The sequence below is a fragment of the Streptomyces sp. NBC_00009 genome, assembly GCF_045040855.1.
In the GTDB taxonomy this organism is placed as follows: Bacteria; Actinomycetota; Actinomycetes; order Streptomycetales; family Streptomycetaceae; genus Streptomyces; species Streptomyces aureus.
The window spans coordinates 1,106,928-1,121,661 of sequence record NZ_CP108312.1; the positions used below are offsets into that span (position 1 = coordinate 1,106,928).

Below are 14,734 nucleotides of genomic sequence, written 5' to 3' on the forward strand. Positions count from 1 at the left end.
CCGGGTACCCGGGTGCCGGCCCGGTCAGCCGAAGCCGCGCGCGTCCTGCTTGAGGGCGGTGTCCACGGTGAGGGCGGTCGCCACGACGAGGCTCAGGAGCGGCTCGGGCAGCTGGTAGTGGATCTGGAGGACGTAGTTGTCCGCGGTCGTGAACATCGTCTTGGCGAGTCCCTCCCACGTCTTCGTGATGCGGGCGACCTCGTTGTCGGCGTGGTCGACGATCGAGAAGTTCCAGGCCCGCCAGTTCTCGGCCTTGATGGCGCCGATCTGCTGGCCGTTCACGTTGATCCCGAAGTTGATCTTGCCGATCATGTTCTGCTGGACGATCTCGCCGACCGGCGAGCCGTCCGGACGCTCCACGACGACACGCGACTTCATGAACTTCGCGGGCCGTGTCATGACGAGCTGCGGCTGCCCGTACGCGTCGCGGATCTCCAGCTTGTGGGTCATGAACTGGTCGAGGCTGGAGACGAAGCGCGCGACCTTCTTGAGCGTGCTCTGGCCGACCTGGACGACGGAGCCGATCTGGCCGCCGTTCTGATCCATGACGGTGTACTCGTTCGTCAGCTCGATCAGCTTGGCCTTCTGGTTCACCACCAGGACCGGCTCGGTGAAGAGGCTGCCGCCGCCCTGCGCGGTGGGCGCGACACCGGCCTGGTGCTGCACCTGGCGCTGCACCTTGGCGGGGTCGACGTAACTCTGTTGCTGCTGCGGGGCCTGCTGCCCGTACGGACCGGCGGCGGCGTGCTGCTGGGGCTGCTGGTACTGCCCGGGCTGCTGGTGCTGCACAGGCTGCTGCTGCTGCGCGAACTGGCCCTGGGCCGCCTGCTGCACGGGCTGCTGCTGAGGCTGCTGCGCCTGGTGCGGGACCTGCTGGCCGGCGGGCTGCTGTACGGGGCTGGTGTGCTCGGTCCACTGCGCGCCGTCCCACCACCGCAGGGTCTGGGGCGCGCCCTGGGGGTCCGGGTACCAGCCTGCAGGGGTGTTCGATTGCGTCGTCACCCGGGCACACTATCGCGCCGTCCTGTGGCGGTATCCAGTCCGGACAGATGTGACGTACGCCGCCGCCCGAACCGGTACGGAACGGGCGGCGGCGCGATTTTCCAGTGTCTTCGAGGTCTTCGAGATCGAAGCCCTACGTGGTCAGACCGTGAGGATCCCGGGGTCGCTCACGCCGGCCTGCCCGTTCTCGACATGGCCCGCGAGGCGCCGCAGGTACGTGCTGTCGCTGTCGGCTGTCACCTTCAGGTCGTACCAGCGCTTGGTCGCGCGCAGGTCGACGGTCTGCGTGACGGTGGCACCGGCCCGCACGGTGTACGTCTGCGGCTGTCCGCCGTAGGCGTTGGTGACCGTGAGGTGGACGTCGGCGCCGGTGGGGTTCGTCAGCGTGAGCGTGAGGTTGCCCGTGCTCGCGTCGTGGCGGGCCGTGAGTCCGGGCTCGGCGACGGTGTTGGTGCCCTTGAAGGCGCGCAGGAATCCGTTCGGGCCGTGCACCGTGAGGTCGTACTTCCCCGCGGAGTAAGTGGAGTTCCAGGCGTCCGAGATCGACTTCCCGGCCTCGGTGGAGTACGTCCAGGGGCCGTCGGTCCGGCTCTGCGACCTGACCTGGAAGGCCGCGCCCGCGGAGGGGCCGCCGCTGAACGTGAGCTGGAACTTGCCGGTCGACGGCGTGGAGACCCCGTCGACGTACGGCGCGTACGACAGCGGGCGCGCGGGCCGGGAGCCCGACTCCTGCTTGGGCAGCACGGGCTGGGCGGGCGGCTTCGGCACGTAGCTGGAGTGCCGGTCGTGGTCCGGCGGCACATACGCGGCGGTGCTGGGCAGTTGAGCCGGGGCCGTGTCCGTGAGGGAGAAGTCGAAAGCGGAGGAGAGGTCGCCGCAGATCGCGCGGCGCCACGGGGAGATGTTGGTCTCCTTGACGCCGAAGCGCTTCTCCATGAACCGCAGGATCGAGGTGTGGTCGAGCGTCTCGGAGCAGACGTAGCCGCCCGTGGACCACGGCGAGACGACGATCATGGGGACGCGCTGGCCGAGGCCGTAGGGGCCCGCCGCGTAGCTCACGTTGCCCTTGAAGTAGTCGAGCGTGGTGTCGGCGGTGGACAGCCCCTGGTTCGCTGAGGCGGGGGCGTAGGGCGGCACGACGTGGTCGAAGTAGCCGTCGTTCTCGTCGTACGTGATGAACAGCGCCGTCTTGCTCCACACGTCCGGGTTGGACGTGAGCGCGTCGAGAACCTGCGAGATGTACCAAGCCCCGTAGTTCGCCGGCCAGTTGGGGTGCTCGGAGAACGCCTCGGGCGCGGCGATCCAGGAGATCTTCGGGAGCTTCCCGGCCTTGACGTCGGCCTTCAGGACGTCGAAGTAGCCGTCGCCCGCCTTGGCGTTCGTGCCGGTGCGGGCCTTGTCGTAGAGGGGGTCGCCCGGCTTGGCGTTGCGGTAGTTGTTGAAGTAGAGGAGCGAGTTGTCGCCGTAGTTGCCGCGGTAGGCGTCGTTGATCCAGCCCCAGCTCCCGGCGGCGTCGAGACCGTCGCCGATGTCCTGGTAGACCTTCCAGGAGACCCCGGCCTTCTCCAGGCGCTCGGCGTACGTGGTCCAGCCGTAGCCGGCCTCCTGGTTGCCGAGGACCGGGCCGCCGCCGGTGCCGTCGTTGCCGACGTAACCCGACAGCATGTAGTAGCGGTTGGGGTCGGTGGCTCCCATGAACGAGCAGTGGTAGTCGTCGCACACCGTGAACTTGTCGGCGAGCGCGTAGTGGAACGGGATGTCCTGGCGCGTCAGATACGCCATCGTGCCGGTGCCCTTGGCGGCGATCCAGTTGTCGTACTTGCCGTTGTTGAACGCGCTGTGGCCGCCGGCCCAGTCGTGGTCGAGGCCCGCGATGAACTGCATGCCGAGGTCCGCCGCGTCGGGGTGGTAGGGCAGGACCTCCTTGCCGCCGCTCGCCTGGTTCCACACGGGCTTGCCGCTGGGGAGCGTCACGGGTCGCGGGTCGCCGAAGCCGCGGACGCCCTTCATCGTGCCGAAGTAGTGGTCGAAGGACCGGTTCTCCTGCATCAGGACGACGATGTGCTCGATGTCCTGGACGGTTCCCTTGACGCGGGCGGCCGGGATGGCCGCGGCGCGGTCGATGCTGTTCGACAGGGCGGTGAAGCCCGCGGTCGCGCCCGCTATCTGCAGGAAACGCCGCCGGTTGAGTTCAGGCATGGGTGTGGGGCCTCTTGGGTGTGTGGGGACAGAAGCGAGCAGAGTGTTCCAAGAGGACCGGTCACAGGGGAAGGGGTGATGACACTTGCATGAAAACTCGCCGTATGCGTCAGAAACAATCACCCAGGCGCTGAGGCCTCGATCGACGGGGAGGACCGAACGGATTCCAACCGGTCCTCCCCGCCGACGACTTCAGCCCCGCTCGCCCACCGCGAGCCGCAGCGTCACGATCTGGAACGGCCGCAGCGCCACCCGCACCGCGTCACCGCCGTCCGCCGCCTGCCGCACCTGGTCCGGCTGCTGTGCGAGCGGCCGCTCCAAGAGGTCGGTGACCTGGACACCGGCCAGCGGGAAGCCCGTGCGCAGAGTGCCCGCCGCCCGGCCGCCGAGCGACTCGTAGAGCCGCACGACGACATCGCCCGAGCCGTCGTCGGCCAGCTTCACCGCCTCCACCGTCAGACCGTCGCCGTCCACCGACACCACCGGGTCGGGCGCACCACCCGAACCTGCCACGCGCAGCGGCAGGTTGAGCGCGTACCCCTCGGCCGCGGCGTCGGCGATGGTCGCGCCGGGCAGCAGGGAGTAGGTGAAGCGGTGCGCGCCCTGGTCGGCCTCCGGGTCGGGGACGCGCGGGGCGCGCACCAGGGAGAGGCGGACCGTGGTGGTCGTGCCGCCGTCGTCGCGGGTCGTGCGCGAGACGTCGTGGCCGTACGTGGAGTCGTTGAGGACCGCGACGCCGTAGCCGGGTTCACCGATGTGGACCCAGCGGTGGCCGTACACCTCGAAGCGGGCCGCCTCCCAGCTGGTGTTGGTGTGCGTGGGGCGCTTGACGTGGCCGAACTGGATCTCGGCGCTGGAGTGGTCGGCGCGGACGTCGACGGGGAACGCGGCCTTGAGGATCTTCTCGGTCTCGTGCCAGTCGATCTCGGTCTCGACGTCGACGCGCTTACTGCCCGCGCGCAAGGTCACGGTCTGTGTGATGCGGGAGCCCTTGCCGAAGGCGCGTTCCACGCGGACGGCGGCACACAGCGGCCCCTCCTCGGTCACCGTCACGGACTCGGCGTCGAGGAGGTCGTGATAACGGTTCTTGTAGTGCTTGTCGATGTCCCAGGCGTCCCAGTAGTTGGGCAGGTCGCTGTGGAGGCGGAGCAGGTTGCCCGGGCCGGCGAGGACCTCGCGTTCCGCGGTCAGGTCGTACACGGAGGCGAGCGTCCCGTCGGGGCCGACGACGACGCGCACGAGGCCGTTGTCGAGGGTGCGGCCGTCCGTGACGGTGACGGGGTGGTCGGGGGCGGCGGGGGCGAGGGGCGCCGACCCGCCTGCGGGCACGTGGGTGCGGGCCAGCTCACCGGCCGGGGTGCGGATCACTTCGGTACGGGCGTACGGGCTGGTGTTGAAGACGTGCGGCACGCCCTCCCCGAGCGCGCCCTCCCCGAGCGCGGCGACCGCTTCCGCGGTGACCGCTTCGAGTTCGACCGCCACGCGCGCGTACTCCGCCTCGGCCTCCCGGTGCACCCAGGCGATGGACGACCCGGGCAGGATGTCGTGGAACTGGTGCAGGAGCACCGTCTTCCACAGCCGGTCGAGCTTCTCGTACGGGTACGTGTACCCCGGCGCGCGCAGAGCCGCGGCCGTGGCCCACAACTCGGCCTCGCGCAGGCGGTGTTCGCTGCGGCGGTTGCCCTGCTTGGTGCGGGCCTGCGAGGTGTACGTCGCGCGGTGCAGTTCCAGATAGAGCTCCCCCGACCACACCTGGTCCTCGGGGATCTCCTTGCTCGCCTGCGCGAAGAAGGCGTCCGGGTGCTCGACCCTGACCTTCGCGGAGCCCTCCAGGTCCGCGAGCCGGCGGGCCCGCTCCAGCATCTCGCGGGTGGGGCCGCCCCCGCCGTCGCCGTGTCCGAAGGGCGCGAGGGAGCGGGTGCCGCGTCCCTTGTCCTGGTAGTTGCGCACGGCGTGCGCCATCTCCTTGCCGGAGAACTCGACGTTGTAGGTGTCGACCGGCGGGAAGTGGGTGAAGATCCGCGTGCCGTCGATGCCCTCCCACCAGAAGGAGTGGTGGGGCAGCTTGTTGGTCTGGTTCCAGGACAGCTTCTGCGTGAGGAACCACTCGTTTCCGGCGAGCCTGGCGAGCTGCGGGTACGCAGCGTTGTAGCCGAACGAGTCGGGCAGCCACACGCCCTTGGTCTCGACGCCGAAGTGCTCGATGAAGAAACGCTTGCCGTGGACGAGCTGGCGGGCGATGGCCTCGCCCCCGGGCAGGTTGCCGTCGGACTCGACCCACATCCCGCCGACGGGCGCCCACTGGCCCTTGGCGACGGCCTCCTTGATGCGGTCCCACACGTGCGGGTAGTTGTCCTTGACCCACTCGTACTGCTGGGCCTGCGAGCAGGCGAAGACGAACTCGTCGTACTCGTCGGCGAGCGCCGTCACGTTCGAGAAGGTGCGGGACGTCTTGCGTTTGGTCTCGCGGATCGGCCACAGCCAGGCCGAGTCGATGTGCGCGTGGCCGACGGCGGACAGGGTGTGGGCGCCGGCGTGCGCGGGCTTCGCGAGGGCGGGGGCGAGGACGGCGCGGGCGGCGGCGGCCGTGCCGGAGACGTCGTCGAGGTCGAGGGTGTCGAGCGCCGCTTCGAGGGTGTGCGCGATCTCGTGGCGGCGTGGCTCGTGTTCGCTCAGTTCCAGCATCAGCTCGCGCAGGACCTGGAGGTCGAGCGACAGGTGGAAGACGTCCTCGTCGAGGATCGCGAGGTCGGCGCTCCTGAAGGTGTAGAGCGGCTCGTCGCCCGCCGTGCGCGGGTCGCCGAGCGCGGTGGGGTGGGCGAAGCGGTCGGCGAGGATGTCCGGGTTGGAGGCGGCCTCGATGAGGTACTCGACCTCTTCGCCGCCCTGGGCCGGGCGGGCCACGGGCACGTACTGGTTCTGCGGGTTGACGGCCTTGAGGGGGTGGCCGTCGGGGAGGTGGACGAGGGCCTCCGCCTGGTTGCCGGGCCATTCGTTGACGAAGCCGAGGTCGAAGACGGCCTCGACGCGGCGGCCCGCCCACTCGGCGGGGACGGTGCCGTGCGCCGTGAACCAGGTGGTGCCCCAGGGCGGCCCCCACGGGGTGCCGACGCCGAACGGCTTGTACGCGGCCGCTTTCGCCTCGGCGAAGGGGACGGGCTCGCCGGGCGCGTGCCAGGCCTGGAGGGCGAGCGGGACCCTGGCGCTGTGGACGGCCGGCTTGACGCGCTGGTCGTGGACACGGGCGACGCGCTGCTCGATGCGGCGGAGTTCGTCGTGCATACCTGCTCCTCTGCTAGGGGGCGTCCGGGATCACGGCCGGGGGCGCGACGCCTGGCACGGCACCTCGCCGCGACCTACCCGACCCTGACCCGCCGGACACCCCCTAGCGGGTCAGGTAGGCGAGGCCGGGGTGGGCCGCCGTGTATCCCTCCAGGAGGCGGCGGGCCACGGTCACGGAGTCGACGAGGGGATGCAGGGCGAACGCCTTGACGGCGGTGGCGCGCGAGCCGCCTTCGGCCGCTTCGAGAACCTCGCGCTCGACGGCCTTGACGGAGGAGACGAGGCCCGTGGCATGGCCGGGCAGCGGCGCCACGCTCACGGGGTGCGCGCCGTTGGCGTCGACGAGGCAGGGGATCTCGACGACGGCGTCGTCGTCGAGGGACGGCAGGGCGCCGCGCCCGCGCACGTTGAGGATCAGCGTCGCGCGCTCGTCGCGGGCGATGGCGCGCATCAGGGCGAGCGCCACCTTCTCGTAGCCGCCCGACTCCTCCAGGTCGGCGGCGTCCCGCTCGCCCGCGCCGGACGCCTCGCGGTTGTGCGCCATGTACGTGGCCTCGCGCTCGGCCCGGGTGCGGTCCCAACTGGCGTACGACGGGTCGGAGTAGAAGGCGGCCTGCTGGTCGAGCAGGAACGCGCCGCGGGTGCGTTCGGCCTCCTGGTAGGCGTGCACCGTCTCGCGGTTGAAGTAGTAGTAGTGCAGGTACTCGTTGGGGATCGCGCCGAGCGAGCGGAGCCAGTCCGTGCCGAAGAGGCGCCCCTCCTCGAAGGAGCCGAGCAGCTTCTCGTCGGCGAGCAGGCGGGGCAGCTCGTCGCGGCCGTTCACCCTGAGTCCGCGCAGCCAGCCGAGGTGGTTGAGGCCGACGTAGTCGATCCAGGCCTCGCCCGGGTCGGCGCCGAGGACGCGCGCCACGCGGCGGCCGAGTCCGACGGGCGAGTCGCAGATGCCGATGACGCGGTCGCCGAGGTGCCGCGACATGGCCTCGGTGACCAGGCCGGCCGGGTTGGTGAAGTTGATGACCCAGGCGTCGGGGGCGAGTTGCCTGACGCGGCGCGCGATGTCGACGGCGACGGGCACGGTCCGCAGGCCGTACGCGATGCCGCCGGCGCCGACCGTCTCCTGGCCGAGCACCCCCTCGGCGAGGGCGACCCGCTCGTCCGCCGCGCGGCCCGCGAGGCCGCCGACGCGGATCGCGGAGAAGACGAAATCGGCGCCGCGCAGCGCCTCGTCGAGGTCGGTGGTGGCGTGCACGGCGGGCGCGTCGGGGACGCCGGTGGCTTGTTCCGCCAGTACGCCGGTGACGGCCCGCAGCCGGTCCGGGTCGGTGTCGTGCAGCGTGACCTCGGTGACCCGGCCTTCGGCGTGGTCGCCGAGCAGCGCTCCGTACACCAAGGGCACTCGAAATCCGCCACCGCCGAGAATCGTCAGCCTCATGCGCCGATCGTAGGGCAGCCTGGTCCGCGACCCGATCTTCGACCGGCGGAGGCCGCATGAAACCCCCCACGCAACGACGGACGAGACGCCAACTCCTCACTCTGGCCGCGACCCTGGGCGCCCTGTCGCTCGGCGCGGGCACGGCGACGGCCGCGCCCACCTGGACCGAGACCGGCACCGCGCGGGTGAGTTCACTGACCGGCAGCCAGGGCCTGGCGAGCCATGCCGACGGCTCGCTGGTGTACCGGGGCCTCGCTTCCGTACCGCTCGATCTGCGCACGGCGGGCTGGTCGCACATAGGCGACCCGGACGTGGCGCAGGGCTACACGTTCGACGCGTACCAGGGCGGCGACGGCGCGACGAAGAAGATGTTCGCGGTGACGGCCCCGGACGGGCAGCGCACCACGTACGAACACGCCCTGGATCAGGGCGAGTTGCTCAACAACTCGTTCGCGTCCGTGTCGCCCGACGGGCAGTGGCTGGTGGCGGGCGAGTGGGGCACCATGAACCGGCTGCAAGTGTTCCCGGCGCCCGTGCTCAACCCGTCGGCGCCCGCGCCCGGCGCGAACCTCCCGCAGGCCGGGCAGATCAGCCTCGACAAGCCGGTCGACAACATCCAGGGCTGCGACTTCACCGACGCCACGCATCTGGTGTGCTCGTCCGACGGCTCGACGAAGGAGGTCCTGGAGGTCGCCCTCGACCGCCCGCTGGACGGCTCGCCGGCCGCCGGGCACGTCACGAGCGCGTTCGCTATCCCGCAACGCAGTATCTGCTCGGGCACGTTCGAGGCCGAGGGCGTCGACTACGACACGGCGCGCGGCACGCTGCGCGTGGAGATGGTGCCGCCCTCTCCGTGTCTGGTGACGACGACGGTGATCTCGTACCGCAAGGGCTGAGGTGTGGGACGGCGGGGTTCGGGGGATGGTCGCGATCATGACAGATCGCACGTCCCCCTCCCCGTCGGCCCCGTCCGGCCCCTCGGACCCGTCACAGCCGGCGGCCGGGGCCCTGACCGCCGCTCCCCCGCGCCGCCCACTGCGCCAGCTCCTCGCCGCCTCGGTCGGCAACGCCGTCGAGTGGTACGACTGGTACGCCTACACCTTTCTGGCCACGTACATCGCGGGCCAGGTCTTCCCCAAGAGCTCCGGCAACTCCCTCGTGCCGCTGCTCTCCACGTTCGCGGTGTTTGCCGTGGGGTTCTTCATGCGGCCGGTCGGCGGACTCCTCATGGGAGCGGTCGCCGACCGGCACGGCCGCCGGGCCGCGCTGACCGTGACCATCCTCCTGATGGGCGGCAGCAGCCTACTGGTCGGGCTCACCCCGACGTACGCGGCCATGGGCGTCCTCGCGCCCGTCGTGCTCGTCCTCGCGCGACTGCTCCAAGGCCTGTCCGTCGGCGGCGAGTTCGCGGCCTCGACCACCTTCCTCGTGGAGTCGGCGGGCCCGGGACGGCGCGGCCTGTTCTCGTCCTTCCAGTACGTGTCGACGTCCGCCGGGCAGCTCGCGGCGTCCGGAGTCGCGGCGGCGCTGGTGAGCACGCTCGGCGACGGTCAGATGGACGGCTGGGGCTGGCGCGTGCCGTTCGTGCTCGGCGCGCTCCTCAGCCTGGTCGGCTTCTGGATCCGGCGCGGCGCGTACGAGACGCGCAGCGCCGAGCAGCGCGCGGCCGAGCGGCCCGGCCTCTTCGACGCGCTGCGTCACCACCCGCGCCAGTCGCTCCTGATCTGCGGCATCACCGCGGGCGGCACCCTCGCCTACTACACGTGGACGTCCTATCTGCCCACGTACGCGGAGCTGAACGCGGGCATCGACAAGGCGGACGCACTCGTCGCCGGCACCATCGCGCTGGCCTTCTTCGCCCTGCTCCAGCCCGTCGGCGGGATGCTCTCGGACCGGTTCGGGCGCAAGCCGCTGCTGCTCTTCTTCGGCCTGGGCTTCGCGCTGCTCAGTGTGCCGCTGCTCCGGTCGCTCGGCAGCTCGTTCGGGTCGCTGCTCCTGGTGCAGTGCGCGGGGATGGTGCTGCTCACCGGATTCACGTCGATCTCGGCAGCGGTCAACGCCGAGGTGTTCCCCGCGCGGGTGCGCGCGGCGGGCATCGGCTTCCCGTACTCGCTGACCGTCGCCGTCTTCGGCGGGACGGCCCCCTATGTCGGCACGCTGTTCAAGGAGACCGGGCACGCCGGACTCTTCCCCTGGTACGTCGCCGTGCTCTGCCTGGTGTCGTCCGTGGTGTACCTGCGGCTGCCGGAGAGCGCGCACAAGGAGCTGGACCGCTGAGGCGCGTTGGACGGCGCCGGCGGGCTCACCCCGGCGGACGGTCCCGCGTTCGCCGCGCCGATCGCCGTCTGCGCACCGCCGCTGTAGCGCGCGTGGTCACCGCATGATCCCGGTGAGTGCGTCCCCTTCCTTCGCGCACTCCCACGCGCCGTCGCAACACGCCTGCCAGGACCGGGCGTCGGGTCCGAGCAGCACGACGCGCTGGCCGGCCGCCGCGGGCGTCAGCAGGGACAGGCTCAGTCCCGCGGTCTCGACGACCAGGCCGGTGGCGGTCCGGCCGGCTCCCGCCGCCGGGCCGTCCGGCATCCGCGTGGCCTCGGGCAGGGCCTCGGCGACCTCGCCCGCCGGGTAGCCGAAGAGGTCTATGTCGTCCCAGGCGACCGGCGTCGCGGGGGCGGGGACCGTGGTGGTGACGTCGAGCCGGGACAGCCGGTCCGCCGCTCCGGGGCCGCCGCCCCGGAAGCCGAGCGTGACGCCGTCGAACTCCGCCTCGAAGGCCCAGTCCGGTTCGTGGAGAAGCCCGTTGAGCCAGGCGTCGTGCGCGTGCCGCAGCTCCGGGTACTGCTCGCGCGTCAGCGTCATGCACTGCCGCCTGCGCGTGATCGCGCCCTCGGTGAGTTGGGAGAGCACCTCGTCGGGTGTCATCCCGAACCGCACCGCCCCCGCACCGCCGGGCAGCGTCACACCTGTGTCCTGCGACAACTCCAGCATCGCCCCATTGTTCACGGCGGGGCCCGGGAGACAACCCCCCTGCGGTCCCGCGCACCCCTCCAGCAAACCTGCACACCGAATGCGCAGTCCGGTCACGGTGTGCTGTGAATGCGCACAACCCTCAAATGTGACCCAGGCCAAAAATACGGGAGTGTCCATTTTGCAGAAATTCATGGAGCCCGCTCGCAAATTCGGACCTGTGGATCCTGTGAAGGGTCTGCTCCCACGACGTGAACACTCCTGCACGCGGCGGTAATTACGTGCCCGCACAGCCTCTGACCGGGGACCTTCCGATTGGATGTGCGAGGCGTTGGCGTGCTTTGATCCTCCGCACTGCGGGAGTTACGCAAGTGATTCACGCATTCTGGAATTACCAATGAGAAGGGCAGCTCACATCATGAACTCCACCCCCCAGGTTGAGACCCTCGAGATCTCCGACGCCGACCTCGACAACGTGTCGGGCGGCCTCGTCGGCGGTCTGGCCGCCAACGTGACCGGCGCGGCCGACTCCATCGCCCCCATCTCCGGCGTCGTCGGTGGCCTGACCGGCACCGTCGAGGGCCTGACCGGCGTCAACACCGCCGCCGTCACCGGCCTGGCCACCGGCCTGACCGCTGGTCTCTGAGCCACGGCTCTGCCAGGGCCCCGGAACCTCCCCCCGGTTCCGGGGCCCTTGGGCACTCCCGGCACCTCGCCGGACCGGAAGACACGTAAGGGAAGTACGTCGTGCAGTTCCGCCAACAGGCCCTGTCCAAACTGCAGTCGCCCGAGGAACTCGACCTTCCCGTGCGGCTCGCCAGGCCCCAGGGCGTACTCGCGCTGGCCGTGACCCTCGTCGTGATGGCGGCCGCGTCCGTGTGGGCGGTGACCGGGTCGCTCTCCTCGACGCTGCGGGTCCCCGGCGTCCTCACCCACGCGCAGGGCAGTTACGTCCTCCAGAGCCCCGTCACCGGTCAGGTCACGGGCGTGCTCGCCAAGGAGGGGCAGCGCCTCGCCGCGAACTCCCCGCTCCTCAAGGTCAGTACACCGCAGGGCGACCGCTATGTGCGGACCGTCGACGCGGGCCGCGTCACCACACTCGTCGCCCGGATCGGCGCGGTCGTCACCACCGGTTCCGACGTGGCGACCGTCGAGAAGACCGGCGCCAAGGACCCCCTCCTCGCGATGCTGTACGTCCCCGCGGACCGCGCGGGCACCGTGCCCGTCGGAGCGGACGTGGACCTCACCGTCCAGTCGGCACCGTCCCAGCAGTACGGCATGCTGCGCGGCCGCGTGCAGGCGGTCGGACGCGGCGCGCAGAGCAGTCAGCGGGTCGAGGCGTTCCTCGGCGACAAGGAACTGGCCACGCAGTTCACTAAGGACGGCCCGACGGTCGCGGTCCTCGTGAAGCTCGTCGCGTCGCCCTCCACCAAGTCGGGCTACGCCTGGTCGTCCAAGGGCGGCCCCCCGTACGCGCTCGACTCGATGACCCCCGCCTCCGGCGCCGTGCACCTCGCCGAGCAGCGCCCGATCGATTGGCTGCTCCCGTGAGCCCCTCCCCCGCAGTCCAGCAGCAGCTGCCCCCGGCCGGACACGGCCGCCGCCGCGCGCGCCCCGCGCCGAAGCCGCCGCGGCGCCGGCACCGCACCGTCCGCACGCCCACCGTCCTCCAGATGGAGGCCGTCGAGTGCGGCGCCGCGTCCCTCGCGATGGTCCTGGCGCACCACGGCCGCCACGTCCCGCTGGAGGAGCTGCGCATCGCGTGCGGCGTCTCGCGCGACGGCTCGCGGGCCAGCAACCTCCTGAAGGCGGCCCGCAGTTACGGGATGACCGCGCGCGGCATGCAGATGGAGCCGGCCGCGCTCGCGGAGGTCGAGGCGCCCGCCATCCTGTTCTGGGAGTTCAACCACTACGTCGTCTACGACGGCATGGGCCGGCGCTTCGGGCGGCGCGGCGTGCACATCAACGACCCGGACAAGGGCCGCAGGTTCGTGCCCTCCGAGGACTTCGACACCAGTTTCACGGGCGTCGTCCTCGTCCTCGAACCCGGCGACGGCTTCCGCCCGGGCGGGCGCAGGCCCGGCGTCCTGCGGGCGCTGCCCGCCCGCCTTCGCGGCACGACGGGCACGATGCTCGCGGCGCTGCTCGCCAGCCTCCTGCTCGTCGCGGTCGGCGCGGCGCTGCCCGCGCTGAGCCGCACGTACATCGACATGTTCCTGATCGGTGAGCAGACCTCGCTCCTCGGGGCGCTGTTCGCGTCGATGGGCGCGATGGTGGCGCTCACGGCCGTGCTCACCTGGCTCCAGCAGGCCAATCTGCTGCGCGGGCGCGTCATCGCGTCGACGCTGAGCAGCGCCCGGTTCTTCGGCCATCTGCTGCGGCTGCCGGTGACGTTCTTCGCGCAGCGCAGTCCGGCCGATCTGGTGCAGCGCCTCCAGTCGAACGACGCGGTCTCCGAGACGCTCGCGCGTGACCTGACCGCGGCGGGCGTCGACGGTGTCGTGGTGCTCCTGTACGCGGCGCTGCTGTGGACGTACGACCCGCAGCTCACGCTCGTCGGGGTGGGCATCGCGCTCGGGAACGTCGTCGCGATGCGGATCGTGATCCGGCTGCGGGCCACCCGTACGCAGAAGCTGCGCGCGGACACGGCGCGGCTCACCAACACCTCGTACACCGGCCTTCAGCTCATCGAGACGATGAAGGCGACGGGCGGCGAGAACGGGTACTTCCGGCGCTGGGCGGGGCAGCACGCGACCACGCTGGAGGAGCAGCAGCGGCTCGGGGTGCCGAGCGCGTGGCTCGGCATCGTGGCGCCGACCCTGGCGACGCTCAACAGCGCCCTGATCCTGTGGATCGGCGGCCTGCGCGCGGTCGAGGGACACCTGTCAGTGGGTCTGCTCGTGGCGTTCCAGGCGCTCGTCACGCGGTTCACCGCGCCGATCACCCGCCTCAACGGTGTCGCGGGACGCATCCAGGACTTCGCCGCCGACGTGGCGCGCCTCAAGGACGTGGAGAGCTTCCCGGCGGACGCCCTGTACACGCGGCCCGACGCGGCGGCGAGCACGCGCCGCCTCAAGGGACACGTCACGCTCGACGACATCACGTTCGGGTACAGCCCGCTGGACAAGCCGCTCCTCACGGGCTTCTCGCTGGCGGTCGGCCCCGGTCAGCAGGTGGCGCTCGTCGGCGGCTCGGGCAGCGGCAAGTCGACGGTGTCCCGGCTGATCTCCGGGCTCTACAGCCCGTGGGAGGGCACGATCCGGATCGACGGGCAGCGTCTGGAGGACATCCCGCGGGGCGCCCTGTCGGCGTCGGTGTCCTTCGTCGACCAGGACGTGTTCCTCTTCGAGGGCACGGTCCGTGACAACGTCGCCCTGTGGGATCCGTCGATCCCGGACGAGGCCGTCGTCGACGCCCTCAAGGACGCGGCGCTGTACGACGTCATCGCGCGCAGGCCCGGCGGCATCCAGGGCCGGGTCGAGCAGGACGGGCGGAACTTCTCCGGCGGTCAGCGCCAGCGCCTGGAGATCGCACGGGCCCTGGTGCGCCGGCCGAGCATCCTCGTGCTCGACGAGGTGACCAGCGCGCTCGACGCCGAGACGGAACAGCTCATCATCGACAATCTGCGGCGCCGCGGCTGCGCCTGCGTCGTGATCGCGCACCGCCTCAGCACCGTGCGCGACAGCGACGAGATCGTCGTCCTCGACCACGGCCAGATCGTCGAGCGGGGCCGGCACGAGGCGCTCGTCGCCGCCGGCGGGCCGTACGCCGAGCTGGTCAAGGAGCACTGACGTGACGTACGCAGATCAGGAGTACGCGGCCGGCGACCAGGTGACCGCCTCGTTCGGCTCC

10 protein-coding genes are annotated in these 14,734 nt (G+C 71.2%); 5 read left to right on the forward strand and 5 right to left on the reverse strand.

Annotated features, from left to right (window positions below; translation table 11 throughout):
• Positions 1-24 precede the first annotated feature (24 nt).
• The 4 genes from OHA58_RS05055 to OHA58_RS05070 all read right to left on the reverse strand — a co-directional run bounded on the left by OHA58_RS05055 (position 25) and on the right by OHA58_RS05070 (position 7,915).
• Positions 25-1,002: a phospholipid scramblase-related protein gene (locus OHA58_RS05055; RefSeq protein ID WP_405476829.1), complete on the reverse strand. Its 978-nt coding sequence runs from the start codon at positions 1,000-1,002 to the stop codon at positions 25-27.
• 141 nt (positions 1,003-1,143) lie between these two features.
• Entirely contained in the window at positions 1,144-3,201 is a 2,058-nt protein-coding gene (locus tag OHA58_RS05060; protein WP_405476831.1) for a phosphocholine-specific phospholipase C, read from the reverse strand.
• Between the two features lie 192 nt (positions 3,202-3,393).
• Positions 3,394-6,483, reverse strand: coding sequence for an alpha-mannosidase (locus tag OHA58_RS05065; RefSeq protein ID WP_405476833.1), 3,090 nt, complete (start codon positions 6,481-6,483; stop codon positions 3,394-3,396).
• 103 nt (positions 6,484-6,586) lie between these two features.
• The gene (locus OHA58_RS05070) at positions 6,587-7,915 is read right to left on the reverse strand and encodes a 6-phospho-beta-glucosidase (protein WP_405476835.1); all 1,329 of its coding nucleotides are present in this window, start codon (positions 7,913-7,915) and stop codon (positions 6,587-6,589) included.
• Between the two features lie 56 nt (positions 7,916-7,971).
• Here OHA58_RS05070 and OHA58_RS05075 point away from each other — a divergent pair, with 56 nt between their 5' ends.
• Together OHA58_RS05075 and OHA58_RS05080 are read left to right on the forward strand one after the other, a co-directional pair.
• Positions 7,972-8,811: a hypothetical protein gene (locus OHA58_RS05075; RefSeq protein WP_405476837.1), complete on the forward strand. Its 840-nt coding sequence runs from the start codon at positions 7,972-7,974 to the stop codon at positions 8,809-8,811.
• A gap of 37 nt (positions 8,812-8,848) precedes the next feature.
• The gene (locus OHA58_RS05080; protein ID WP_405476839.1) at positions 8,849-10,192 is read left to right on the forward strand and encodes an MFS transporter; all 1,344 of its coding nucleotides are present in this window, start codon (positions 8,849-8,851) and stop codon (positions 10,190-10,192) included.
• A gap of 96 nt (positions 10,193-10,288) precedes the next feature.
• Here OHA58_RS05080 and OHA58_RS05085 read toward each other — a convergent pair whose 3' ends face one another.
• Positions 10,289-10,903 (reverse strand): hypothetical protein, encoded by a 615-nt coding sequence (locus OHA58_RS05085; RefSeq protein WP_405476841.1) that lies wholly within the window; start codon positions 10,901-10,903, stop codon positions 10,289-10,291.
• A 397-nt stretch (positions 10,904-11,300) separates the two neighbouring features.
• Between OHA58_RS05085 and OHA58_RS05090 the strand changes: the two genes are divergently transcribed.
• The 3 genes from OHA58_RS05090 (at position 11,301) to OHA58_RS05100 (ending at position 14,673) form a co-directional block, all read left to right on the forward strand.
• Positions 11,301-11,528: a type A2 lantipeptide gene (locus OHA58_RS05090; RefSeq protein ID WP_405476842.1), complete on the forward strand. Its 228-nt coding sequence runs from the start codon at positions 11,301-11,303 to the stop codon at positions 11,526-11,528.
• Positions 11,529-11,629: 101 nt separating this feature from the next.
• A complete protein-coding gene (locus OHA58_RS05095) occupies positions 11,630-12,433 on the forward strand; it encodes an HlyD family efflux transporter periplasmic adaptor subunit (RefSeq protein WP_405476844.1) in 804 nt (267 codons plus the stop codon).
• Positions 12,418-14,673 carry an NHLP family bacteriocin export ABC transporter peptidase/permease/ATPase subunit gene (locus OHA58_RS05100; RefSeq protein ID WP_405476846.1) on the forward strand — a complete coding sequence of 752 codons (2,256 nt, stop codon included), beginning with the start codon at positions 12,418-12,420 and terminating at the stop codon, positions 14,671-14,673. The genes OHA58_RS05095 and OHA58_RS05100 overlap by 16 nt, the downstream gene beginning before the upstream one ends.
• Positions 14,674-14,734: the final 61 nt, after the last annotated feature.

What these genes read in the sequence shown, in the direction of transcription:
- OHA58_RS05060 (WP_405476831.1), bottom strand. Translation starts at nt 3,201, where the DNA reads ATGCCTGAACTCAACCGGCGGCGTTTCCTGCAGATAGCGGGCGCGACC.
- OHA58_RS05065 (WP_405476833.1), bottom strand. Translation starts at nt 6,483, where the DNA reads ATGCACGACGAACTCCGCCGCATCGAGCAGCGCGTCGCCCGTGTCCAC.
- OHA58_RS05070 (WP_405476835.1), bottom strand. Translation starts at nt 7,915, where the DNA reads ATGAGGCTGACGATTCTCGGCGGTGGCGGATTTCGAGTGCCCTTGGTG.
- OHA58_RS05075 (WP_405476837.1), top strand. Translation starts at nt 7,972, where the DNA reads ATGAAACCCCCCACGCAACGACGGACGAGACGCCAACTCCTCACTCTG.
- OHA58_RS05080 (WP_405476839.1), top strand. Translation starts at nt 8,849, where the DNA reads ATGACAGATCGCACGTCCCCCTCCCCGTCGGCCCCGTCCGGCCCCTCG.
- OHA58_RS05085 (WP_405476841.1), bottom strand. Translation starts at nt 10,903, where the DNA reads ATGCTGGAGTTGTCGCAGGACACAGGTGTGACGCTGCCCGGCGGTGCG.
- OHA58_RS05090 (WP_405476842.1), top strand. Translation starts at nt 11,301, where the DNA reads ATGAACTCCACCCCCCAGGTTGAGACCCTCGAGATCTCCGACGCCGAC.